At 43.3% G+C, this 23,422-nt stretch carries 23 protein-coding genes; 19 read left to right on the top strand and 4 right to left on the bottom strand.

Annotation, left to right across the window (positions count from 1 at the left end; translation table 11 throughout):
• The first annotated feature begins 29 nt into the window (after positions 1 to 29).
• The 13 genes from typA to ileS all read left to right on the top strand — a co-directional run bounded on the left by typA (position 30) and on the right by ileS (position 15,027).
• Positions 30 to 1,877 (top strand): translational GTPase TypA, encoded by a 1,848-nt coding sequence (gene typA, locus HMPREF1150_RS04865; RefSeq protein WP_002932699.1) that lies wholly within the window; start codon positions 30 to 32, stop codon positions 1,875 to 1,877.
• A gap of 23 nt (positions 1,878 to 1,900) precedes the next feature.
• Positions 1,901 to 2,170, top strand: coding sequence for a DUF3165 family protein (locus tag HMPREF1150_RS04860; protein WP_002898040.1), 270 nt, complete (start codon positions 1,901 to 1,903; stop codon positions 2,168 to 2,170).
• 230 nt (positions 2,171 to 2,400) lie between these two features.
• A complete protein-coding gene (gene murD, locus HMPREF1150_RS04855) occupies positions 2,401 to 3,753 on the top strand; it encodes a UDP-N-acetylmuramoyl-L-alanine--D-glutamate ligase (protein ID WP_009659859.1) in 1,353 nt (450 codons plus the stop codon).
• Position 3,754: 1 nt separating this feature from the next.
• Positions 3,755 to 4,825, top strand: a complete 1,071-nt coding sequence (locus HMPREF1150_RS04850) for a UDP-N-acetylglucosamine--N-acetylmuramyl-(pentapeptide) pyrophosphoryl-undecaprenol N-acetylglucosamine transferase (protein ID WP_009659874.1) — start codon at positions 3,755 to 3,757, stop codon at positions 4,823 to 4,825.
• Positions 4,822 to 6,033, top strand: coding sequence for a cell division protein FtsQ/DivIB (locus HMPREF1150_RS04845; RefSeq protein WP_009659968.1), 1,212 nt, complete (start codon positions 4,822 to 4,824; stop codon positions 6,031 to 6,033). The genes HMPREF1150_RS04850 and HMPREF1150_RS04845 overlap by 4 nt, the downstream gene beginning before the upstream one ends.
• Before the next feature lie 121 nt (positions 6,034 to 6,154).
• A complete protein-coding gene (ftsA, locus tag HMPREF1150_RS04840) occupies positions 6,155 to 7,513 on the top strand; it encodes a cell division protein FtsA (RefSeq protein WP_009659888.1) in 1,359 nt (452 codons plus the stop codon).
• A 16-nt stretch (positions 7,514 to 7,529) separates the two neighbouring features.
• Entirely contained in the window at positions 7,530 to 8,807 is a 1,278-nt protein-coding gene (gene ftsZ, locus HMPREF1150_RS04835; RefSeq protein ID WP_002900919.1) for a cell division protein FtsZ, read from the top strand.
• A gap of 8 nt (positions 8,808 to 8,815) precedes the next feature.
• Positions 8,816 to 9,487: a YggS family pyridoxal phosphate-dependent enzyme gene (locus HMPREF1150_RS04830; protein ID WP_009659853.1), complete on the top strand. Its 672-nt coding sequence runs from the start codon at positions 8,816 to 8,818 to the stop codon at positions 9,485 to 9,487.
• A gap of 9 nt (positions 9,488 to 9,496) precedes the next feature.
• Positions 9,497 to 10,084 (top strand): cell division protein SepF, encoded by a 588-nt coding sequence (locus tag HMPREF1150_RS04825; RefSeq protein ID WP_002896164.1) that lies wholly within the window; start codon positions 9,497 to 9,499, stop codon positions 10,082 to 10,084.
• Between the two features lie 5 nt (positions 10,085 to 10,089).
• The gene (locus HMPREF1150_RS0111225; RefSeq protein ID WP_032905498.1) at positions 10,090 to 10,365 is read left to right on the top strand and encodes a YggT family protein; all 276 of its coding nucleotides are present in this window, start codon (positions 10,090 to 10,092) and stop codon (positions 10,363 to 10,365) included.
• Positions 10,362 to 11,147, top strand: a complete 786-nt coding sequence (locus tag HMPREF1150_RS04820; RefSeq protein WP_009659860.1) for an RNA-binding protein — start codon at positions 10,362 to 10,364, stop codon at positions 11,145 to 11,147. The genes HMPREF1150_RS0111225 and HMPREF1150_RS04820 overlap by 4 nt, the downstream gene beginning before the upstream one ends.
• 9 nt (positions 11,148 to 11,156) lie before the next feature.
• Complete coding sequence (locus HMPREF1150_RS04815; protein WP_004187864.1) at positions 11,157 to 11,951, top strand: DivIVA domain-containing protein; 795 nt, start codon at positions 11,157 to 11,159, stop codon at positions 11,949 to 11,951.
• Between the two features lie 283 nt (positions 11,952 to 12,234).
• Positions 12,235 to 15,027 carry an isoleucine--tRNA ligase gene (gene ileS / locus HMPREF1150_RS04810; RefSeq protein WP_009659876.1) on the top strand — a complete coding sequence of 931 codons (2,793 nt, stop codon included), beginning with the start codon at positions 12,235 to 12,237 and terminating at the stop codon, positions 15,025 to 15,027.
• A gap of 137 nt (positions 15,028 to 15,164) precedes the next feature.
• Here ileS and HMPREF1150_RS04805 read toward each other — a convergent pair whose 3' ends face one another.
• Entirely contained in the window at positions 15,165 to 15,620 is a 456-nt protein-coding gene (locus tag HMPREF1150_RS04805) for a MarR family winged helix-turn-helix transcriptional regulator (protein WP_002900910.1), read from the bottom strand.
• 22 nt (positions 15,621 to 15,642) lie between these two features.
• On the opposite strand from HMPREF1150_RS04805, the gene HMPREF1150_RS04800 reads away from it, so the two are divergent.
• The gene (locus HMPREF1150_RS04800; protein ID WP_009659940.1) at positions 15,643 to 16,077 is read left to right on the top strand and encodes a GNAT family N-acetyltransferase; all 435 of its coding nucleotides are present in this window, start codon (positions 15,643 to 15,645) and stop codon (positions 16,075 to 16,077) included.
• A 25-nt stretch (positions 16,078 to 16,102) separates the two neighbouring features.
• Here HMPREF1150_RS04800 and HMPREF1150_RS04795 read toward each other — a convergent pair whose 3' ends face one another.
• Both HMPREF1150_RS04795 and HMPREF1150_RS04790 read right to left on the bottom strand, forming a co-directional pair.
• The gene (locus HMPREF1150_RS04795; RefSeq protein WP_002898025.1) at positions 16,103 to 16,405 is read right to left on the bottom strand and encodes a DUF1827 family protein; all 303 of its coding nucleotides are present in this window, start codon (positions 16,403 to 16,405) and stop codon (positions 16,103 to 16,105) included.
• Positions 16,406 to 16,472: 67 nt separating this feature from the next.
• Positions 16,473 to 16,922, bottom strand: a complete 450-nt coding sequence (locus HMPREF1150_RS04790; RefSeq protein ID WP_002900905.1) for an NUDIX hydrolase — start codon at positions 16,920 to 16,922, stop codon at positions 16,473 to 16,475.
• 224 nt (positions 16,923 to 17,146) lie between these two features.
• Between HMPREF1150_RS04790 and HMPREF1150_RS04785 the strand changes: the two genes are divergently transcribed.
• Together HMPREF1150_RS04785 and HMPREF1150_RS04780 are read left to right on the top strand one after the other, a co-directional pair.
• Positions 17,147 to 18,046 (top strand): YafY family protein, encoded by a 900-nt coding sequence (locus HMPREF1150_RS04785; RefSeq protein ID WP_009659884.1) that lies wholly within the window; start codon positions 17,147 to 17,149, stop codon positions 18,044 to 18,046.
• A gap of 59 nt (positions 18,047 to 18,105) precedes the next feature.
• Positions 18,106 to 18,720 carry a GyrI-like domain-containing protein gene (locus HMPREF1150_RS04780; protein WP_009659879.1) on the top strand — a complete coding sequence of 205 codons (615 nt, stop codon included), beginning with the start codon at positions 18,106 to 18,108 and terminating at the stop codon, positions 18,718 to 18,720.
• 48 nt (positions 18,721 to 18,768) lie between these two features.
• Here the strand turns inward: HMPREF1150_RS04780 and HMPREF1150_RS04775 are convergent, their stop codons facing one another.
• Entirely contained in the window at positions 18,769 to 21,039 is a 2,271-nt protein-coding gene (locus HMPREF1150_RS04775; RefSeq protein WP_032905501.1) for an ATP-dependent Clp protease ATP-binding subunit, read from the bottom strand.
• A 249-nt stretch (positions 21,040 to 21,288) separates the two neighbouring features.
• On the opposite strand from HMPREF1150_RS04775, the gene HMPREF1150_RS04770 reads away from it, so the two are divergent.
• The 3 genes from HMPREF1150_RS04770 to HMPREF1150_RS04760 all read left to right on the top strand — a co-directional run bounded on the left by HMPREF1150_RS04770 (position 21,289) and on the right by HMPREF1150_RS04760 (position 23,342).
• A complete protein-coding gene (locus HMPREF1150_RS04770; RefSeq protein WP_002896146.1) occupies positions 21,289 to 21,519 on the top strand; it encodes a DUF1797 family protein in 231 nt (76 codons plus the stop codon).
• 198 nt (positions 21,520 to 21,717) lie between these two features.
• Positions 21,718 to 22,572, top strand: a complete 855-nt coding sequence (locus tag HMPREF1150_RS04765) for a bifunctional methylenetetrahydrofolate dehydrogenase/methenyltetrahydrofolate cyclohydrolase (RefSeq protein ID WP_009659972.1) — start codon at positions 21,718 to 21,720, stop codon at positions 22,570 to 22,572.
• Positions 22,569 to 23,342: an HAD hydrolase family protein gene (locus HMPREF1150_RS04760; protein ID WP_002907035.1), complete on the top strand. Its 774-nt coding sequence runs from the start codon at positions 22,569 to 22,571 to the stop codon at positions 23,340 to 23,342. The genes HMPREF1150_RS04765 and HMPREF1150_RS04760 overlap by 4 nt, the downstream gene beginning before the upstream one ends.
• Positions 23,343 to 23,422 lie beyond the last annotated feature (80 nt).

Consider the following 23,422-nt stretch of genomic DNA (forward strand, 5'->3'; position numbering starts at 1 on the left):
AAATAAAATTTAAAAATTCAGAGGAAATCATGACAAAATTAAGAGAAGATATCCGTAACATTGCGATTATCGCCCACGTTGACCACGGGAAAACAACCCTCGTTGACGAATTATTGAAGCAATCTGAAACTCTTGATGCACGTACAGAGTTGGCAGAGCGTGCTATGGACTCAAACGATATCGAAAAAGAGCGCGGTATTACGATCCTTGCTAAAAATACAGCCGTTGCTTACAACGGGACTCGTATCAACATCATGGATACACCAGGACACGCGGACTTTGGTGGAGAAGTTGAGCGTATCATGAAAATGGTTGACGGTGTTGTTTTGGTGGTAGATGCCTACGAAGGAACCATGCCACAAACTCGTTTCGTATTGAAAAAAGCCCTGGAACAGGATCTTGTCCCAATCGTTGTTGTCAACAAAATCGACAAACCATCAGCTCGTCCAGCAGAAGTAGTAGACGAAGTATTGGAGCTCTTCATTGAGCTTGGTGCAGACGATGACCAGCTTGATTTCCCAGTTGTTTATGCTTCAGCTATCAACGGAACTTCTTCATTGTCAGACGATCCAGCTGATCAAGAAAAAACAATGGCACCAATCTTTGATACCATTATCGACCATATCCCTGCTCCAGTGGACAACTCAGATGAGCCTTTGCAGTTCCAAGTCTCACTCTTGGACTACAATGACTTCGTTGGCCGTATCGGTATCGGCCGTGTCTTCCGTGGTACTGTTAAGGTTGGTGACCAAGTAACCCTGTCTAAATTAGACGGCACTACCAAGAACTTCCGTGTTACAAAACTATTTGGTTTCTTTGGTTTGGAACGTCGTGAAATCAACGAAGCAAAAGCGGGTGACCTGATTGCGGTATCAGGCATGGAAGATATCTTTGTTGGTGAAACCATTACACCGACAGATGCCATTGAACCTCTTCCAATCCTTCACATTGATGAACCAACACTTCAAATGACCTTCTTGGTTAACAACTCACCATTTGCAGGTCGTGAAGGAAAATGGGTGACTTCTCGTAAGGTCGAAGAACGTCTGCAGGCAGAACTGCAAACAGATGTATCCCTTCGAGTTGACCCAACAGATTCACCAGATAAGTGGACAGTTTCAGGTCGTGGAGAATTGCACTTGTCAATCCTGATCGAAACCATGCGTCGTGAGGGATATGAGCTGCAAGTATCTCGTCCAGAAGTTATCGTGAAAGAAATTGACGGTGTCAAATGTGAGCCATTTGAGCGCGTCCAAATCGATACTCCAGAAGAGTACCAAGGATCTGTTATCCAAAGCCTTTCTGAACGTAAGGGTGAAATGTTGGATATGATCTCAACTGGTAATGGTCAAACTCGTTTGGTCTTCCTAGTTCCAGCACGTGGTTTGATTGGTTACTCAACTGAGTTCTTATCCATGACTCGTGGTTACGGTATCATGAACCATACCTTCGACCAATACTTGCCATTGATTCCAGGTGAAATTGGTGGACGTCACCGTGGTGCGCTTGTTTCCATCGATGCCGGTAAGGCAACGACCTACTCTATCATGTCTATCGAAGAGCGCGGAACTATTTTTGTTAACCCAGGTACTGAGGTTTATGAAGGAATGATCATCGGTGAAAACTCTCGTGAAAATGACTTAACTGTTAATATCACTAAAGCCAAGCAGATGACCAACGTTCGTTCTGCAACCAAGGATCAGACAGCAGTTATCAAGACACCACGTATCTTGACCTTGGAAGAATCGCTGGAGTTCTTGAACGATGATGAGTACATGGAAGTAACGCCAGAATCTATTCGTCTGCGTAAGCAAATTTTGAACAAACAAGAACGCGAAAAAGCCAATAAAAAGAAAAAATCAGCTGCAGCTGAATAAGCAAAAAGGAAAGGAGCAGCAAGATGGTTTATCTTATCATTGGGATTTTAATCCTCTTTTTCTACATTTTTGCTGTTCCATCAAGCATTAAAGGGACTGTTAATGCAGTGACCATGGTGCTACTGATTGTAGCCTTAATTATCTTATTTGGCTTAGGCATTTTTAAAATTTTCCAGTTGCCGGCTGAATATTTTGTAGGTTTCGGCCTATCCGTAGTGACTGTCTTGGCTTTGCGGGATATCAATCGCCTCAAGCCACCTAAGAAATCAAAAAAGAATTTTGATGAAGAATAATAAATGAGCAAGAACTTAGAAAGCTAGATAGACTTTTTGAGATCTTGCTTTTTTGTTGATCTATATTTTTACAAAAATAATAGGTTTATGTTACAAAATATTTCAAATAGATGAAAACATATCATTTTTTTCAAAACTTGCTTACAGTCGAAAATAAAAGACTCCTATGACTTTTTTATTTTCACAAAAAAAGGTAAAATAGAATGAAGTATGAATGGAAGAGGTTGCTTATGAAAAATATAGCAAATTTTGCCAATAAGAAGGTCTTGGTTCTGGGTTTGGCCAAGTCGGGTGAGTCAGCAGCTCGCCTTTTAGATAAATTAGGAGCCATCGTGACAGTTAACGACGGGAAACCTTTCGAGGAAAATCCTGCTGCCCAATCTTTGCTAGAAGAAGGCATTAAAGTGGTGACAGGAGGTCATCCCTTGGAGTTGCTGGACGAAGACTTTGAATTGATGGTGAAAAATCCAGGTATTCCTTATGACAATGCCATGGTCGTTCGAGCTCTGGAGAAGAAGATTCCAGTCATTACTGAAGTCGAGTTGGCTTATCTCATTTCGGAAGCACCGATTATTGGTATTACGGGTTCAAATGGTAAGACGACGACCACAACCATGATTGCGCAAGTCTTGACGGCTGGCGGTCAAAACGGTTTATTGTCTGGTAATATCGGTTTTCCTGCTAGTCAAGTAGCCCAAACAGCCAGCAGCAAAGATACGCTGGTCATGGAATTGTCTTCCTTCCAATTGATGGGGATTGAGGCTTTTCATCCGCAAATAGCTGTTATTACTAACCTCATGCCGACTCATTTGGATTATCACGGTTCTGTTGAGGACTATGCAGCTGCCAAGTGGAATATCCAGAAAAACATGACAGCTGATAATTATCTGGTTTTGAATTTCAATCAAGATTGGGCAAAGGAAATGGCTAGTCAAACTCAGGCTACTGTTGTCCCTTTTTCAACAACTGAAAAGGTGGATGGTGCCTATTTAGAGGGTGATGTCTTGACCTTCCGTGGAGAAGCGATTATGCAGGCGGCTGAAATCGGCGTTCCTGGCAGTCATAATGTCGAAAATGCTCTGGCTACGATTGCAGTAGCCAAACTTCGTGGCATTGACAATCAGACGATCAAAGAAGTCTTGTCAGCTTTTGGGGGTGTTAAGCACCGACTCCAGTATGTGGGGCGTGTAAATGAGGTTGCTTTTTATAATGACAGTAAGTCTACCAATATCTTGGCAACCCAGAAAGCCTTGTCTGGTTTTGACAATAGCAAGGTGATTCTGATTGCAGGTGGCTTGGACCGTGGCAATGAATTTGACGAGTTGGTGCCTGATATTAAAGGACTCAAGAAAATGGTAATCTTAGGACAATCAGCTGCGCGTGTAAAGAGGGCAGCTGATCAGGCTGGTGTTTCTTATCTAGATGCGACTGATGTCCGGGATGCAGCTCATAAGGCCTTTGCGCAAGCGGAGCCAGGAGACATTGTCTTGCTTAGTCCTGCCAATGCTAGCTGGGATATGTATAGTAATTTTGAAGTTCGTGGCGATGAATTTCTCGCTGCATTTGAAGAATTAAAAGGTTAAAATGAAAAAGATTGTATTTACAGGCGGAGGAACGGTCGGGCATGTAACCCTCAACCTTCTCCTGATTCCGAAATTTATCAAAGAAGGCTGGCAGGTCCACTATATTGGCGATAAGCATGGTATTGAGTATCAAGAAATCCAAAAGTCAGGACTGGATGTAACCTTCCATTCGGTAGCTACGGGCAAGCTTCGCCGCTACTTTTCTTGGCAGAATCTGCTGGATGGCTTTAAGGTCGTCTGGGGCATTTTCCAGTCGCTGGGCATCATGCTCAAGGTGCGGCCGCAGGCTCTCTTTTCTAAGGGAGGTTTTGTGTCCGTTCCACCCGTGATTGCAGCCCGGCTGTCAGGAGTTCCTGTTTATGTTCATGAGTCGGATCTATCCATTGGCTTGGCCAATAAAATCGCTTATAAGTGTGCGACCAAGATGTATGCAACCTTTGAGCAACCTTCCAGTCTGACCAAGATTGAGCATGTGGGAGCTGTGACCAAGGTCGGTAACCAAGAGTCAGTCCTACCGCAGGAACTGGAAGAAATTCGTCAGTATTTTGATAAAGAACTGCCAACCCTGCTTTTTGTTGGTGGTTCTGCTGGTGCCAAGGTCTTTAATGACTTTGTCAGCCAGAATCAAGCTGCACTGACCGAGCATTATAACATCATCAATCTGACAGGCGATGCAAGTTTGGATGCTCTGTCTGAACGTCTCTTTCGCAGAGCCTATGTGACTGACCTCTACCAGCCTTTGATGGACTTGGCAGATGTAGTGGTGACTCGCGGCGGTTCCAATACAATCTTTGAGCTCTTGGCCATGGCTAAGCTGCACATTATCGTTCCTCTGGGACGCGAAGCCAGCCGCGGCGATCAGATTGAAAATGCGGATTATTTTGTGAAAAAGGGATATGCCAAGCAATTGGCAGAGGAACAGCTGGATATGAGCAATTTACAGGCAGCACTTGATGACCTTTTGGCAAACCAGGCTTCTTATCATCAAGCTATGAAAAATTCTCAGGAAATCAAGTCTGTAGATGAATTTTATGCTTTATTGAAAGCGGATATTGACAAGGGAAAGAAATGAGCAAGAAAAACCACGATGAGCCAAAGGAAGAGGTAAGTGAGCACCTCTCTGAATGGCAGAAACGAAACAAAGAATATCTTGAAAAGAAGGCTCAGGAAGAAGCAAGTAAGCAGAAGGAGCTGGAAGAAGAGGAAGTAAAAGAAGCTGAAGCTGAGGACTCAATCGAAGGCGGAGAAATAGCTGAAGAGACGGAAGAAGACGACTCAACTTATGAAGAGGAAGAAACAGAATATTTGGAAGATGAATCATCCGAATCTGAGCTAGAGACCGAATTGAGCGAGAAAGAGCGCAAAAAACTGGAGAAACTTCAGAAAAAGGCAGAAAAAGAAGCTGCTAAGGTGCATATCTCGAGGATTCATATTTATCGAGCGCTGCCGGTTTTGCTGGGCAGTGGTTTGATTTTTCTCTTGTCAGTCTATTTTTTGACGCCACTGGCGACCATGAAGACTATCAAATTTTCAGGGAACCAAATGGTCAGTCAGGAAGAACTGCTCAAAAGCAGTAAGATTGATGAGAAGGACTATACTTTAACAACCTTTATCAATGGCGGTAATCATATCCGCAATATGAAAGCGTCTAGTCCTTGGATTAACAACCTGGAGATGGCTTATCAGTTTCCGATTACTTTTCAGGTAAAGGTCAAGGAGTACGGAGTTCTGGCCTATCTGCATGAGGGTGGTCAGTATTATCCTATTCTGACAAATGGGGAGATTATTTCGGACCCGACTGCTGCAGATTCTTTGCCAGAAACCCATATTTCGATAGAGTTTTCAGATAAAAAATTGATTAAAGAATTTGCTCTTCAAATTGAAAAGGTACCGGCTTCGGTCAAGAAAAATATTAAGACAGTTCAGTTGACTCCAAGCAAGGTGACACCGGACTTGGTTACGCTGACCATGCATGATGGCAATAAAATTTTGGTACCAATTTCACATATTGCCAAAAAACTGCCATATTACAAGGGAATCCAATCGCAGCTGGAAGAGGGGGTACCTAGTGTTGTAGATATGGAAGCAGGGATTTTTAGTTATGTTGAAGGAGCTCAAAACGAGCCGTCTTCTTCTGACGAAGAAAAGCAGAAAACAGAAGAGGACCCGACTGGACAGCAAACAGAGCAAGCGGCTGGGCAGGTGACAGAAAGTCAGGAACAAGAACCTGCAGAGCCGCAAAATTCAACAGAAAACCCGGGAAATACCGAAAATCGCTAAATTATATGTAGAAAAACTGCGCAATTTCATTTTCTTTATGTTATAATAAAGTTTGGGTAACTCTAATTTTTAGCGTTATTAGTATAGACCGGAAACATGGAAGATAGAGAGGACTGGTGTAATGGCTAGAGACGGCTTTTTTACTGGATTAGATATAGGAACTAGCTCAATTAAAGTGTTGGTGGCAGAGCACATCAACGATGAAATGAATGTTATTGGGGTCAGCAATGCAAAAAGCGCTGGCGTTAAAGATGGAATTATTGTTGATATTGAGGCTGCTGCTGCTGCCATTAAGACAGCTATTTCTCAAGCAGAAGAAAAGGCAGGCATTTCAATTGGTTTAGTTAATGTCGGACTTCCGGCTAATCTCTTACAGATTGAGCCTACTCAGGGTATGATTCCTGTGACTAGTGATTCTAAGGAAATCACAGATACAGATGTAGAGAATGTTGTTAGATCTGCTCTGACTAAGAGTATGACTCCTGACCGCGAAGTGATTACTTTCATCCCAGAAGAGTTTGTAGTGGATGGTTTCCAAGGGATTCGTGACCCACGCGGCATGATGGGGATTCGCTTAGAAATGCGTGGTCTTCTCTATACTGGACCACGGACTATTCTCCACAACCTCCGCAAGACAGTGGAGCGCGCGGGAGTTCAGCTTGAGAACGTTATTATCTCCCCATTGGCGATGACTAAGTCAATCTTGAACGAAGGGGAACGTGAGTTTGGGGCAACTGTTATTGATATGGGTGGCGGCCAAACTACAGTGGCTTCTGTTAGAGGTCAAGAACTTCAATATACGAATATATACCAAGAAGGCGGCGACTACGTAACTAAGGATATCTCCAAGGTTTTGAAGACTTCACAGAAGTTGGCTGAAAGTCTCAAGTTTAACTATGGTTCTGCTTATGTTCCTGAAGCTGGCACAGAGTCCTTCCAAGTAGAAGTGATTGGCGAGATTGAGCCGGTTGAAGTAACTGAAAAGTATCTGGCTGAAATTATTTCTGCTCGTATCCAACACATTTTTGAGCAAATCAAACGCGATTTGGATAGAAGGCATCTTCTCGAGTTGCCAGGTGGTATTGTGATTATTGGTGGAGCAGCTATTCTTCCAGGAGTGGTTGAGCTGGCTCAGGAAGTGTTTGGCGTGAATGTGAAGCTTTATGTGCCAAATCAAATCGGCATTCGCAATCCAGCCTTTGCACATGTTATCAGTCTGTCAGAGTATGCTGGAAACTTAACAGATGTGGATATGCTGGCTCAGGTTGCTGTTCATGGTGATGAGCAACTGCGCCATCGACCTGTATCCTTTGAGCGTCCTGCTCAGTCAGTACCGCGCTTTGAACCTCAACCAGCTGATGAGATTCCTGAGGAACCGGTCCAAGAAGTTCCAGTTGCCAGTACTGATGTGCCAAACCAAGAACCAAAAACCGGTATTACAGATCGGATGCGCAACCTAATTGGCAAAATGTTTGATTAAGGAGAATACAGAGAATATGACATTTTCATTTGACGCTGCTGCTGCACAAGGCGCAGTAATTAAAGTTATTGGTGTCGGTGGAGGTGGCGGCAATGCCATCAACCGAATGATTGATGAAGGTGTTGCTGGTGTTGAATTCATCGCAGCAAATACAGATGTTCAAGCTCTTAGCAGTGCCAAAGCTGAAACAGTTATTCAGCTCGGTCCTAAGCTGACTCGCGGACTCGGTGCTGGAGGTCAGCCTGAAGTTGGCCGCAAGGCTGCTGAAGAAAGCGAAGAAGTCCTGACTGAAGCTCTGCAAGGAGCAGATATGGTCTTCATCACTGCTGGTATGGGTGGTGGATCTGGGACAGGTGCTGCTCCAGTAATCGCTCGTATCGCCAAAAATGTTGGTGCTCTGACTGTTGCTGTAGTTACACGTCCTTTTGGTTTTGAAGGAAGCAAGCGTGGAACTTTTGCGGTAGAGGGAATCAACGAACTTCGCGAGCATGTTGACACACTCTTGATTATCTCAAATAACAACTTGCTTGAAATTGTAGACAAGAAGACTCCACTCCTTGAAGCACTCAGTGAAGCAGATAATGTTCTTCGCCAAGGTGTCCAAGGGATTACCGACTTAATTACCAGCCCAGGGCTGATTAACCTTGACTTTGCCGATGTAAAAACAGTTATGGCAGACAAGGGTAATGCTCTGATGGGGATTGGTGTTGGTAGTGGTGAAGAACGCGTCATCGAAGCTGCTCGCAAAGCCATCTACTCACCTCTTTTGGAAACAACCATTGATGGTGCAGAGGACGTAATTGTCAACGTTACTGGTGGCTTAGATATGACTCTGATTGAAGCAGAAGAAGCTTCAGAAATTGTCAACCAAGCAGCAGGTCATGGTGTGAACATCTGGCTCGGTACTGCTATTGATGAGTCCATGAAGGATGAAATCCGCGTGACTGTTGTGGCTACTGGTGTCCGTCAGGACAAGGTTGAAAAGGTCAGCGGTATTCGTCAGACACAGCAGCCTACTGGCCCAAGCCGTCCGCAGCAAGTTGAGCCAAACCGCGAAGTTCGCTCAGGGCAGTTTGAACGAAACTTTGATATGACCGAAACGGTTGATATTCCTGCTCCAAGCCGTCAAAGAACGGATGCGCCTAAAGGTTCAGCCTTTGGTGATTGGGATCTTCGCCGCGAAGCGATTGTTCGTCAGGCTGAACCAAGTTCGTCAGCCCGCGTGGAGCGCTATGCAGAAACTAATGAAGATGATGATGAATTGGAAACACCTCCGTTCTTCAGAAATCGTTAATCTAGATCATGAATTTGCAGAATAATAAAGAGTTGGTCTTTCAGTCCGTCGCTCAAGCGGCGGAGCAAGCCCAGCGTTTGAAAGATTCAGTAAATATCATTGCAGTTACCAAATATGTTGACTGCGAAACAACTCAGGAGCTTGTTCGTACAGGTATTCAGCATGTCGGAGAAAATCGGGTAGATAAATTTCTAGATAAATACCATGCTCTGAAAGATGAGAATCTGACCTGGCACCTGATCGGCAGTTTGCAGAGGAGAAAAGTCAAGGATGTGATTAACTATGTTGATTACTTTCACGCTTTAGATTCTGTGAAATTGGCCAAGGAGATTGACAAACGGGCTGAACATGTGATTAAATGTTTTCTGCAGGTGAATATTTCTAAAGAAGAGAGCAAGCATGGCTTTTTGATTGAAGAACTTGAAGTTGTCCTGCCTGAACTTGAAAAATTAGAGAATGTTCAAATTGTGGGATTGATGACTATGGCTCCGTTTGAAGCTAGTCATGAGGAGCTGAACCAAATTTTTGAAAAGGCTCATCAACTACAAAAAGAATTAAAAAAGAAACAGTTAAATAATATGCCCTTTTCTGAATTAAGCATGGGAATGAGCCGTGATTATCCAGAAGCAATTGTCCATGGCTCGACCTATGTCAGAATCGGTACAGCATTTTTTAAATAGGAAAGAAATATGTCATTAAAAGATAGATTTGATAAATTTATAGATTATTTTACAGAAGATGGAGATGAGACTGAGGTTCAGGAGCAGACTGTCAGCAGACCTGCGGCGCCTGTTAAGCAGAAGCCTGAATTGGTTCAGCCTAAGCCAGTCAGAGAGAGCAAGCCAGCTCCTCGTCCGGTTGCTGCGGCCAAGCCACAGCCTAAACCACAGCCACAACAGAAATCTTCGACAGAGAATATTACCAGACTGCATGCACGTCAGCAGGAATTGGCTCAGCACCGTGCAAATGCGGATGAGAAGATTACGATTGATGTTCGTTATCCGAGGAGATATGAGGAAGCGACTGAAATTGTTGATCTGCTTTTGGCCAATGAAAGCATTCTGATTGACTTCCAGTATATGACTGAGGTACAGGCTCGTCGCTGTTTAGACTACTTAGATGGTGCTCGTTATGTCTTGGCTGGGAATTTGAAAAAAGTTGCAAGCACTATGTATTTGCTGACTCCGATTAATGTAGTGGTAAATGTGGAAGATATCCGCCTGCCAAACGATGTTGAAATCAGCGAATTCGACTTTGATATGAAGCGTAGTAGATAAGAGATATGTTATATTTTGTAATTCGTGCCATCTCTAATCTTTTCGATCTTTATAGCATTGCCTTGATTGTCTATGCACTTCTATCTTGGTTTCCAGGAGCCTATCAAACCAAATTCGGAGAGTTTCTAACACTCATTGTAGAACCGTATTTAAAACTTTTCCGCCGTCTTCCCTTGCAGTTTGCAGGGCTGGATTTTACCGTTTGGGTTGCAATTCTGGCTTTAAACCTTTTAAATCGTGTGGTCTTTTATTTAATAAGCGTCTTACTAATGTTATTATGATGAAAGATTTATATCAACACTTTTCGCATGAGGATCGAGAGTTTATTGATAGGAGTTTGGAGCTGCTTCAGCGTGTTCAAGATACCTATGCCTTTGAAACAACGTCTTTTCTGAATCCCCATCAGGTCTCAATCCTGAAGAATATTGGCAAGCAATATGATGTGCAAGTCTTTGCTAGTTCGGATTATTTTCCAAGTGAACTGGCAAGAGTTCTTGTGGCGCCTTCTTATTACCAACTGAATATGGATGATTTTGAATTGAGCTTGCTGGAAATTTCCTATGCAAGCAAATTTTATAAAATCATTCATTCGCAGATTATGGGAACCTTGCTCAATCATTTAGGGATTGAAAGACGGACCTTTGGCGATATTCTTGTAGTTGGAGACCGTGCTCAGCTCTTTGTAGATAAAAGACTGGCCCAGTATTTTATAGATCATGTCACCAAAGTTGCAAAGATGCCTGTCAAATTAAAGGAAGTATCCTTTGCAGAGCAGTTGAAAGAGCAGAAGCAGTCTGTCACCAGAGAAATTTTAGCATCTAGCCTTCGCTTGGACAAGTTGGTAGCTAGTACCTTTAAGTTATCAAGGAGTCAGGCTGCTCAGCTGATTTCTGGCAAGCATGTGAAAATGAACTATGCTGTTAATGACAATCCCAGCCAGCAGGTCGGGCTTGAAGACTTGATTAGCGTTAGACGATTTGGAAGATTTAAGGTTTTAAGAGAAAATGGCCTTTCCAAGAATGGAAAACATAAGTTAACTGTTGAATTATTAGCTAGTAAATGAGGAGGAACTATGACACTTACAGCATTAGAAATTAAAGATAAATCCTTTGGAACCAAGTTTAGAGGCTATGATGTTGAAGAGGTAGATGAATTCCTTGACATCGTTGTCCGCGATTATGAGGACTTGGTTCGTGAAAACCACGAAAAAGAAGCAAAAATTCGCAATCTTGAAGAGCGTCTGACATATTTTGATGAGATGAAAGACTCTCTCAGCCAGTCTGTTTTGATTGCTCAAGATACGGCTGAGCGCGTTAAGGTTGCTGCCAATGAGCGATCTACAAATATTGTTCGTCAGGCAGAGCAGGATGCACAGCATTTGTTGGATGGAGCTAAGTATAAGGCTGATGAAATTTTGCGTCAGGCAGCGGACAATGCTAAGAAAGTAGCCATTGAAACAGAAGAACTGAAAAACAAAACACGTGTCTTCCATCAACGTTTGAAATCAACCATTGAGAGCCAACTCAGCATTGTGGATTCGTCTGAATGGGAAGAAATCCTTCGTCCGACAGCTACTTATCTGCAAACCAGCGATGAAGCTTTCAAGGAGGTTGTATCGGAGGTTCTGGGAGAAGAAGCAGTTGTTCGTGAGGAAGAAGTGGATGTTACTCGTCAATTTTCTCCAGAGGAAATGGCTGAGTTGCAAGAGCGCATTGAAGCTGCTAACCGTGAATTAGCTGCGACCCAAGCTTTTTCTCCGCTCAGCGATGAAGATATAGAAGCTCACGCAGCTGGGGAGAACTCAGAAGCTGATCATCACGATGATGATACAAATGGGGAACAAAAAGTTCCAGTAAATATTTTATAATTTTTAAAGAAATTAAGATTGTAAAAACACAGACCAAGCAAAATACTTTCAGCGAGCAGATGATGGTGAAAGATCTGCAGTCCATCTTGCTTGGGCTATCATTTTACAGAACTTTCGTCTGAAATCAGTAGGATGAGACGGCAGTCCACGTTACGGACAAAGAGGGGCAAGAGGAGCATCATGCAATTGTCTTGCCTAAACAAAGGTGGTACCGCGAATTTTCGTCCTTTTTGGAGAAGTTTGCGGTTTTTAATTTGTAATTTTAAAAATAAAGAGGAATAGAATGAAACTGAAAGAAACACTTAACCTTGGAAAAACTGCTTTCCCTATGCGGGCCGGTCTTCCAAATAAGGAGCCTCTCTGGCAGAAGGAATGGGATCAAGCTAAGCTGTATCAACGCCGTCAGGAACTGAACGAAGGCAAGCCGCACTTTATCCTACATGATGGCCCGCCATACGCTAACGGGAATATTCACGTTGGCCACGCCATGAACCATATTTCTAAAGATATTATCATTCGTTCAAAATCCATGACTGGTTTTTATGCACCGTATATTCCAGGTTGGGATACACATGGTTTGCCAATCGAGCAAGTCTTGGCAAAACAAGGTGTCAAACGTAAAGAAATGGACTTGGTTGAGTACTTGAAACTTTGCCATGAATACGCTCTTTCTCAAGTGTACAAACAACGTGATGATTTCAAGCGCTTAGGTATGTCAGGTGATTGGGAAAATCTATATGTGACCTTAACTCCCGATTATGAAGCCGCTCAGATCCGCGTCTTTGGCGAAATGGCTAAAAAAGGTTATATCTATCGTGGCGCTAAGCCCGTTTACTGGTCTTGGTCTTCTGAGTCAGCTTTGGCTGAAGCGGAAATTGAATACCATGAGTTGGTTTCCACATCTCTTTACTATGCCAACCGAGTTAAAGACGGAAAAGGGGTACTGGACACAGATACTTACATCGTCGTATGGACAACAACTCCGTTTACTATTACAGCTTCTCGTGGTTTGACTGTTGGAGCAGATATTGATTACGTAGTCGTTCAACCAGCTGGTGAATCTCGTAAGTTTGTGGTTGCTTCAGAATTGTTGAATAGTCTGTCTGAGAAATTTAGCTGGGCCGATGTTCAAGTTTTAGCTACCTACCGTGGTCAAGAATTAAACCAGATCGTGACAGTTCACCCATGGGATACTGCTGTAGATGAACTTGTTATCCTGGGTGACCACGTTACGACTGACTCTGGTACCGGTATCGTTCATACAGCGCCTGGTTTTGGTGAGGACGACTACCATGTCGGTGTAGCCAATGGACTGGAAGTTGCTGTGACAGTCAATGAGCGCGGTATCATGATGGAAAATGCTGGTCCTGACTTTGAAGGCCAGTTCTATGATAAGGTTGTGCCGACGGTTATTGAAAAGCTTGGTGATTTGCTCCTTGCTCAGGAAGAAATTTCTCACTCTTATCCATTTGACTGGCGTACTAAGAAGCCAATCATCTGGCGGGCAGTACCACAGTGGTTTGCATCTGTTTCTAAATTCCGTCAAGAAATTTTAGATGAAATTGACAAGGTTAAATTCCATTCTGAATGGGGTAAAGTACGTCTCTACAATATGATTCGTGACCGTGGTGACTGGGTTATCTCTCGTCAGCGGGCTTGGGGTGTGCCGTTGCCAATCTTCTATGCCGAAGACGGAACACCAATCATGACGGCCGAAACCATCGAGCACGTAGCTCAGCTCTTTGAGGAGCACGGCTCTATCGTCTGGTGGAAGCGTGAAGCCAAAGACCTCTTACCAGAAGGATTTACTCATCCAGGTTCTCCAAACGGCGAATTTACCAAGGAAACGGACATCATGGACGTTTGGTTTGACTCAGGTTCATCATGGAATGGGGTTTTGGTTAACCGTCCAGAATTGACTTATCCGGCTGATCTTTACCTAGAAGGCTCTGACCAATACCGTGGTTGGTTTAACTCATCTCTTATCACATCAGTTGCTAACCATGGCGTGGCTCCTTACAAACAAATCTTGTCACAAGGATTTGCCTTAGATGGTAAGGGTGAAAAGATGTCTAAATCCCTTGGAAATACAATTGCTCCAAGTGATGTGGAAAAACAATTTGGTGCGGAAATCTTGCGTCTCTGGGTAACCAGTGTAGACTCTAGCAACGACGTTCGTATCTCTATGGATATCTTGGGTCAAGTTTCTGAAACCTACCGTAAGATTCGGAATACCTTGCGTTTCTTGATTGCCAATACCTCTGACTTTAATCCAGCTGAGGATGCTGTAGCTTACGAAGAACTTCGCTCTGTTGATAAATACATGACTATCCGCTTCAATCAATTAGTAGAGGCTATTCGCAAGGCTTACGCAGACTTTGAGTTTCTAACTATTTATAAAGCGATTGTTAACTTTGTGACCGTTGACTTGTCTGCTTTCTATCTGGACTTTGCCAAAGATGTCGTCTATATCGAAGCAGCTAAATCATTGGAACGTCGTCAGATGCAGACTGTCTTCTATGATATTTTGGTTAAAATCACCAAGCTGTTGACTCCAATCTTGCCGCACACGGCAGAAGAAATCTGGTCTTATTTGGAGCATGAAGGTGAAGAATTTATTCAGTTATCCGAATTGCCAGAAGCTCAGACTTTCCCAAATCAAGAAGAAATCTTGGACACTTGGTCTGCCTTTATGGACTTCCGCAGTCAGGCTCAGAAAGCCTTGGAAGAAGCCCGCAATGAGAAGGTTATTGGGAAATCGTTGGAAGCACATCTGACTGTCTATCCGAATGAAGTCATCAAGACCTTGCTGGAAGCAGTTAACAGCGATGTGGCACAGCTTCTTATTGTTTCACAATTAACGATTGCTGAAGGACCTGCTCCAGAAGGCGCTCTAGTCTTTGAAGATGTAGCTTTTGTTGTAGAGCATGCGCAGGGGCAAGTCTGTGATCGCTGCCGTCGCATTGATACCACAGTTAAAGAGCGCAGCTATCAAGCTCTTGTCTGTGACCACTGTGCAGAAATTTTAGAAGAAAACTTTGTTCAAGCTGTCGCAGAAGGCTTTGAGAGCAAGTAAGTTTTCCAAAATAAAAAATGGCTTTGCCCTTTAGTGGTAAGCCGTTTTTTAGATAGATTGATTTGAAAATTTGTTAATTTAAAACTAAATTAGCAAAAACAAACAGTTGCGTTTGCAACTGTTTTCTGTTATACTACTTATAACTTAGGAGTGCTTATTTTAGCCAAAATGTTTTGAAGCTGAAAGAGCTCAGAGGAAGTCAGTTGCTGCAGCGCCTGACTGGCGTAGGTATTTTCAAAGCCAATCAGTTGGTCGTAGAGTTTGAGAGCCTGACTGCTAGGATAGAGCTCTTTGAACTTCTTATTTTGAGCTTTGGTCTTTTTGATAATTAAGCCTCTATCTTCCAGCTTTCCTAGAGAACGGCTGAGAGTAGTCTTGTCAATCTGCACCAGTTCTGCCAGTTGTGACTGGCTGAGACCTTCATTTTCGACGATACGAATGAGCAGTAGAAACAAATTATTGTCTAGGCCGTAGTTACTGGCTTTTTGATTCATTTTCATCATGGCTTGTCTAGAAATAAAGCCCATTTGCCGGAAAAGTTGACGGTAATCCATAGGAACTCCTTGATAGTTGCATTTGCATTTATTATACATTAAAAAGATAGAGGAAACAAGTATGTGGTCTAGGAAAAAATTAACAGAGCTGAACTCGATAGAATTTTATCAAATCTTAAAATTGCGCATTGACACCTTTGTGGTGGAGCAGGAGCGCATTTATCATGAGCTGGATGAGAAGGACCTAGAAGCAGTGCATGTTTACCATGCTAATAAACAAGGGGAAATTGATGCTTATGCCCGTGTCTTTGAAGAGGGAGAGCATTTAGTCTTTGGTCGAGTAGTCACAGCTCAGTCTGCACGAGGACAGGGCTTAGGAGGACAGCTTATCAGAGAAATCCTGCAATTATGTGCTGAAAAATGGCCAGGAAAGGAAATTGAAATAGAGTCTCAGGTTCAGGTGGCTGCTCTCTATGAAAAGTATGGCTTCAAATCAGTTGGCCAACCCTTTATTTTTGAATCGACACCTCATATTACCATGATCTATAAACAATAAAAAAACTAAGGCAATAGCCTTAGTTTTACTGTTTAACAGGAATGGAAATTTCGATTAGATTATTAGCGTAAATCGTGCGGATAGCAGCTCTATCAATAGTATTTGCATCAATTTTTCTCTTCAAGAAAAATTCTCTGATTTTTTCGATTTCCTGTTCGCGTACAGCACGGTGCATGTTTGAAATCAAAATTTCATAGTGAAGAGGAGCTTGTGTAAAAACAACATCGCTGTTTCCAGCAGAATAAACTTCGACTAATATCGCATCGGTGCTTTCCAATTGGCTTTTGACAAGGTCAGCATGACTGTTTGTTGTATTAATAAGCTTCATACGATTTCCTCCTGCTTTATACCTGCTATTATTATAACATGTTTGCTATGAATTGTGAATGATTTCTTTAAGCTTTAAGCGCATTTTTCCAAGTTTGGATACCCCATTTATGGCTGCCACGTTTGAGTGTTTCGATAGCTTCATCGACGGGGAACCAGGCCAACTGATTGAAATCTTCCAACGGTTTTTGGACTTCTTGGAAAGAGGTGACCTCATACAGGTATGCCGGGTTGTAGAAATGGGTGTCGCGATGGCGAGAGTAAAAATATTCATCAGCCTGTCCAAGATAGCGTCCAAGCTGGGCTGTGAATCCAAGTTCTTCCATCAGCTCGCGTTCAAGGGCAGTCTGATGGTTTTCCCCCTCTTCAATCTCTCCACCGGGCAGAAACCAAGCCCCGTTAGGCGCCTGAATCAAAATAATCTTTTCTTTCTTCTCGTCTGGGATAACGGCATAGACTCCGTAACGGGTCACATATTCTACATTTGCTTCCTTTTCACCAAAGGTTGGATTTGTCATTCTAATATCCTCAATCTCTAGTCAGTTTACTATCTATCATAATGGACTAAGGCCCAGCTGTCAAGAATTTACTCGGTTTATTGGACAGAAAAAGAATGATAGTCCTTGAAAGAAATCCCCTTCAAATAATAAATTCCTTCCTCCGACCGTTTAGAAAACTCTTCTTTATAGGAATGGTAAAACATTTTTAGAAGAAATTGTTATAATAGGAGCGAGGTGGTTTTATGACAGAAAGCAGACTTTTTAAAATCCTATATCTTCTTTTAGAGCAGGGCCGCACAACAGCTCCCGAATTGGCCTCACTATTTGAAGTATCCATTCGGACCATCTATCGAGATGTGGACAAGCTGAGTTTGGTAGGAATCCCTATCTATTGCAACCCAGGCAAGGGCGGGGGTATTTTTCTGATGAAGGATTTTGTCTTAGACAAGGCCTTATTTTCAGAGTCTGAGAGGGATGAGCTATTAGCTGCTCTTCAAGGCTTGCAGATTTTAACAGATGGCGAGCAAGTAGAGACCCTGTCTAAGCTACAGTCCTTGTTTCAAGTTCAGGCAACTTCCTGGCTGGAGGTGGATTTCACTGACTGGCGCAAAAAAGCAGATCAGAAAGAACTGTTTGATACTATTAAGCAGGCAATCTTGCAAAGAAGAGTCTTGTCTTTTTCTTATTTGAATGGGCGTGGAGAAAGAGAGCAGCGCAAGATAGAGGCGCTGAAGTTAGTATTTAAAAGCCAAAACTGGTATGTTGCTGGCTTTTGTCGCTTAAGACAAGCTCCGCGCTTTTTTAAACTCAGCAGAATGAGAGACTGTCAGATGTTAGAGGAACGATTTAAGCAGAGAGTCTTGGATGAGAAATTTAGCCCCGAGGAGTGGCTAGGAGATGCTGTGAAAGTCATTTTGAAATTTGACAAGAAACATGCCTTTCGGGTGTACGAGGAGTTTTCAGAAGCAGAGATAGAGGAAAGTGATGGGAGCCTTTATGTCCAAACGCATTTGCCGAGTCACGATAGTCTTTATACCTACTTGCTATCCTTTTTGGATGGAGTTGAAATTTTGGAGCCGCCTCGGTTAAGGGAAGAATTCAAAGAAAAGTTAAAAGCAATTGCCGATATTTATAAAAGCTGACAGAGGTTGTCAGCTTTTCTTTGCTATACTGTTTGTAGTAAAGAAAGGAGGGCTCTCTCATGAAATATGAATGGAGAAAAGCCAATCGAGAAATCTATCAAATCAAGTCTGAACCATGTCTCATAGATGTTCCTGCCCAGTCTTTTATCATGATTGACGGCAAGGGCGATCCTAATGCTGCTGACTTTTCGGAACGAGTTGGTGCTCTGTACAGTTTAGCCTATGCTATCAAGATGAACTACAAAAAGACAGCGGCCGAGAAAGAATTTACTGATTTTACAGTCTATCCCTTGGAAGGACTTTGGCAGCAAGAGCGAGCAGGAGAACTCATTAAAGAAGAATTGATCTATACTATTATGATTGGGCAGCCAGACTTTATCACTGGAGAGATGGTGAAAAAGGCCCTAGAACAAGTCCGTGTCAAAAAGCCTAATCCTCTCTATGATGAGATTCGCTTTGAAGAAATGACGGAAGGAGTGTGTGTCGCCATGCTGCACCTAGGACCTTTTGACGAAGAACCTCACTCCTTCGCTAAAATGGATACCTTTTGCCAGAATCACCAGCTGACACGGATTTCAAACACTCATAGAGAAATCTATCTCAATAATCTGAATCGGACAGACCCTAGCAAGCTGAAAACAATTCTGCGCTATAGGGTTCAGAAGGATCAATAAAGAAATAGAGCAGAAAACTAACTGTTTTCTGCTCTATTTTGTCGACATTTATTTTTCTTCTTGTGATGAATTAACTGACTCTGTGCTTTCTTTTTTCTTGGCTGACTTGATGAGAATCTTGCCATTGCTGGTCATGATAGCTTTGAGATCTTTTTCGCTTGGATTTTCCAGATAGAAGTCAGTAATAGCATCTTCGATATGGTCCTGAATGGTACGGCGCAGTGGGCGAGCCCCCATTTTCGGATCGTAGCCCAAATCAACCAATTTTTCCTTGACCTTCTCCGTAACATCCAGATGAATGTCGTTGGTTGCCAAACGTTGATTGACATCGTCCAGCATAAGGTTGACGATTTGCAGCAGGTTGTCCTTGCTGAGCGCCTGGAATTCGATAATGCCATCAAAGCGGTTCATAAACTCAGGACTGAAGAAGTTGCCCAATTCACCCAAAACGGAGTTGGTGCGGCCTTCACGCGCTGCTCCAAAGCCAACGCTGGCTTCAGCTTTGCCAGTACCGGCATTAGATGTCATGATGATAATGGTGTCCTTGAAGCTGACAGTCCGGCCTTGGCCATCAGTCAGGCGGCCATCATCCAGAACCTGCAGGAACATGTGCATAACATCGGGATGGGCCTTTTCCCCCTCATCCAGCAGAATGAGTGAGTATGGATTGCGGCGGACGCGCTCAGTCAATTGACCAGCTTCATCATAACCAACATAGCCCGGAGGGGCACCGACCAGCTTGGCCACGCTGTGTTTCTCCATGTATTCACTCATATCAAAGCGAATCATACTGTCAGCCGAGCCAAAGAGCTCAATGGCTAGTTGCTTAGACAGCTCAGTCTTACCGACACCAGTAGGTCCGACAAAGAGGAAGCTACCGATTGGGCGATTAGGACTTCCTAGTCCGACCCGGTTGCGGCGGATAGCCTTGGCAATCTTATCCACGGCATCGTCTTGACCGATGACATGGGCCTTTAGGTCGCTGGCGAGATTGACTAGTTGAGACTGTTCCTTTTCTTTGAGGTCGCCAACTGGAATATTTGTCTTTTGCTCAACGATGTGCTCAATCGTTTTCTCACTGATAATCGGAGTATCCTTGTCTAGTACACTTGTCTGCTGGAGTTCCTTGTACTTAGCAATCTGGTCGCGGAAGTAAGCCGCCTTCTCGAAGTCTTCGTCGCGGGTTGCCTGAGCCTTGAGGTTTTCGGCCTCAATCAGACGTTGGTCAATGACCTTGGGATCAACGAAGTTGAGGGTCAGATTCATCTTAGAACCAGCCTCATCCAAAAGGTCAATAGCCTTGTCTGGTAGGAAGCGGTCTTGGATGTAGCGGTTGGAGAGAAGGGCAGCAGCTTCAATAGCCGCATCTGTGTACTTGACATGATGGTAGTCTTCGTATTTTTTCTGAATCCCTTTGAGGATGGTAATGGTTTCTTCAACCGTCGGCTCGTCTACCTTAACGGGCTGCATACGGCGCTCCAGCGCAGCATCCTTCTCGATGATACGGTATTCATTGAGAGTGGTTGCTCCGACCATCTGGAGTTCTCCGCGAGCCAGAGCTGGTTTGAGGATGTTCCCAGCGTCCATATTGCCATCGCCAGCAGAGCCTGCTCCGACAATTTCATGGATTTCATCAATGAAGAGAATGACATCCTGACGAGAACGAATCTCATCAATGAGCTTCTGCATTCTCTCCTCAAATTGGCCACGGATACCAGTTCCCTGTACTAAGCTGACAACGTCTAGGCGGATAACTTCCTTGCCTTGGAGTTTATGAGGCACATCACCATCGACAATTTTCTGGGCCAGACCTTCCACCACGGCAGTTTTTCCGACTCCTGGCTCTCCTATGAGAACAGGATTGTTTTTGGTGCGGCGGTTGAGGATTTCAATGACACGGACGATTTCTTCATCACGGCCAATAACAGGATCAATCTCGCCTTGGCGAGCCAATTCAGTCACATTGATACCATATTCTTCCAGCAAACCTTTTGGTTTTTGCGGAGCTGGCTGAGGCTGGCCTCCCTTGCTGGGATTGGAACCGTAGCCGCCACTGCCTCCATAGGCTCCGCCAGATTGGGTAGGAGGAGTAGTTGGTTCCTGAGGCTGTTGAAAATTGCTGAGGCTATTGAAGAAGTCATCGATAGGATCTGTTCCGTGATTGTTGGCATTAGCAATTCCACCGAACAAGGAATGTTCGGGGTCTGTTTTCATGATTTGGTAGCAGTTTTGGCACAAATCCACCTGCTGTTTATGGCCATTTACATTGGTATAAAGGTGAATCGTAGATTCATTGATTTTACAATTTTGACAAAGCATGCAGATACCTCTTTTCTTTTAGTGTGCAAGCTATTTATAGAAATAATTAAAGGTCAAAAATAGTCAAAGTTTTATAGTTTCATTATATCAGTATTCTCGAACTTTGCAAGAATTTACTACAAAATCCTCCCTTAGACCGAGCAGAATGAAAACAAATTCTTGAAAAATTACAAAAAATTGGCTTTTAGTGGTATTTCGGTCGCTATTTATGGTAAAATAAGAGGGAACTAAGTAAATAGGAGAAACAAAATGGAATCACATTTAGTTAGAATTATCAACCGCTTAGAAGCTATGGCTAAGGATGGCGGAAATTTGAAACGTAATTTTGAGCGTGAAGGAGTTGTTGTAGCAGAAGTAGCTTACAGTTACGATGAAGAAAACGGCTCTGTATTCACCTTGCGTGATGTCGCAGCGCGTGAAACCTATACTTTCGACAGCATCGATTTGATTGCAATGGAAATTTATGAATTACTCTACTAAAAAGCACTTAGCTGCTTTTTATTTTTACCCTTTTTATCTTATTTTAAAAGAGATAGAAATGATTCAGTAGGGCTGAAAATTTTACCACTAGCTGCCAATGAATCCCTACCTTATAACCTTATATAAGAAAAAGTTATAGGCTGGGCACAAATTTTTTTGGTATAATGAAAAAGATAATGAAAAAGAAATGAGAATGACATGGCGCAGATTATTGATGGTAGAGGTTTGGCAGGGAAGCTTCAGAAAAAATTAGCCGAAAAAACGGCTCGCCTCAAAGAAAAGACAGGTCAGGTACCGGGCTTGGTAGTGATTCTAGTGGGAAATAATCCAGCCAGTCAAATCTACGTGCGTAATAAAGAGCGCTCAGCCTTGGCTGCTGGCTTTCGGAGTAAGGTAGAACGTCTGCCAGAAGAAACTAGCCAAGAAGAGCTCTTGAGCTTGATTGAAACTTATAATCAAAATCCTGATTGGCATGGCATTTTGGTCCAGCTGCCCTTGCCTGAGCATATCGATGATGAAGCTGTGCTGCTGGCTATTGATCCAGACAAGGATGTTGATGGCTTTCATCCCCTTAATATGGGCAAGCTATGGAGCGGCCATCCGGTTATGATTCCGGCTACTCCTGCAGGCATTATGGCAATGTTCCATGAATATGGCATTGAACTGGAAGGCAAGCGAGCGGTCGTCATCGGGCGGAGTAATATTGTCGGTAAGCCCATGGCTCAGCTCCTTTTAGCTAAGAATGCGACGGTAACTCTGACACATTCGCGGACCCACAATCTAGCCAAGACTGCTAAGCGGGCAGATATTTTGGTGGTGGCTATCGGACGTGGACATTTTGTGACCAAGGACTTTGTCAAGGAAGGGGCTGTCGTCATTGACGTCGGTATGAACCGAGATGAAAATGGCAAGCTGATTGGCGATGTTAAGTTTGATGAAGTGTCTGAACTTGCCAGCCTGATTACCCCTGTACCTGGAGGCGTTGGGCCTATGACTATTACCATGCTGATGGAGCAGACCTACCAGGCCTTTAAACGGAGTCTTGAATCATGAAATTTGTTTTTGATTTGGATGGGACCTTGTCCTTTGATTATATGACGATTGATGAGGAGATTAAGCAGGTCCTGCTGACGGCTCCTCAGTTTGGGCATGAAGTTCTGTTTGCTTCGGCGCGTTCCTATCGAGATTGTCTGGGACTATTAGGTCCGGAATTGAGTCAGCAGATAGTGATTGGCCTGAACGGCGGAGTAGCTTATCAGAATGGACAGCTGATGTTTGAGCGTCAGCTGCATCAGTCGAGTTATCAAGCCATTCTAGATACTTGTTTGACCTATAATTTGCCTTTTTTCGTTGATAATACTTTTGACTACAGCGGCCAGATTTTAGAAAAAATCCCTTTTATTGCCAGTGTAGATCCTCTCAAGCGGGCAAGACGGCTGGAACTGACTGAACTCCAGCATCCTATTAAGGTCGTTATTTACATGGGGAATCATGAGCAGCTCTTAGATGATGTACAGGCTCGTTTTGCAAGCTTGCCTAATCTAAGTCTAGACTATCATGAGCATGAGAAATGTTTTTATGTCAATCCGGCTGAAACCAATAAAGCTTCAACTGTAAAGGAACTCTGCGGTTCGGATTATGTAGCTTTTGGTAATGATCAAAATGATATCCAGCTCTTTAAGAATTCTCTCTACGCTGTGCAGGTTGGTGATTTCCCAGGCTTGAGCGATTATGCGGATGAGCAGGTCGCTTTTCAGGAAAATTTACCCAAGGCAGTTGCAGCAAGAATCTTACAAAAATTTGCAGATTTTCGGGAAAAATAACTTTCTTATGATACGGGGCATCTGTTTAGGTGCCTTTTGGTGTATAATGAAGATAGGTTTGAAGTGCAGGATAAAGTTGG

It is taken from the genome of Streptococcus sp. AS14, from assembly GCF_000286495.1.
Classification (GTDB): Bacteria; Bacillota; Bacilli; order Lactobacillales; family Streptococcaceae; genus Streptococcus; species Streptococcus sanguinis_P.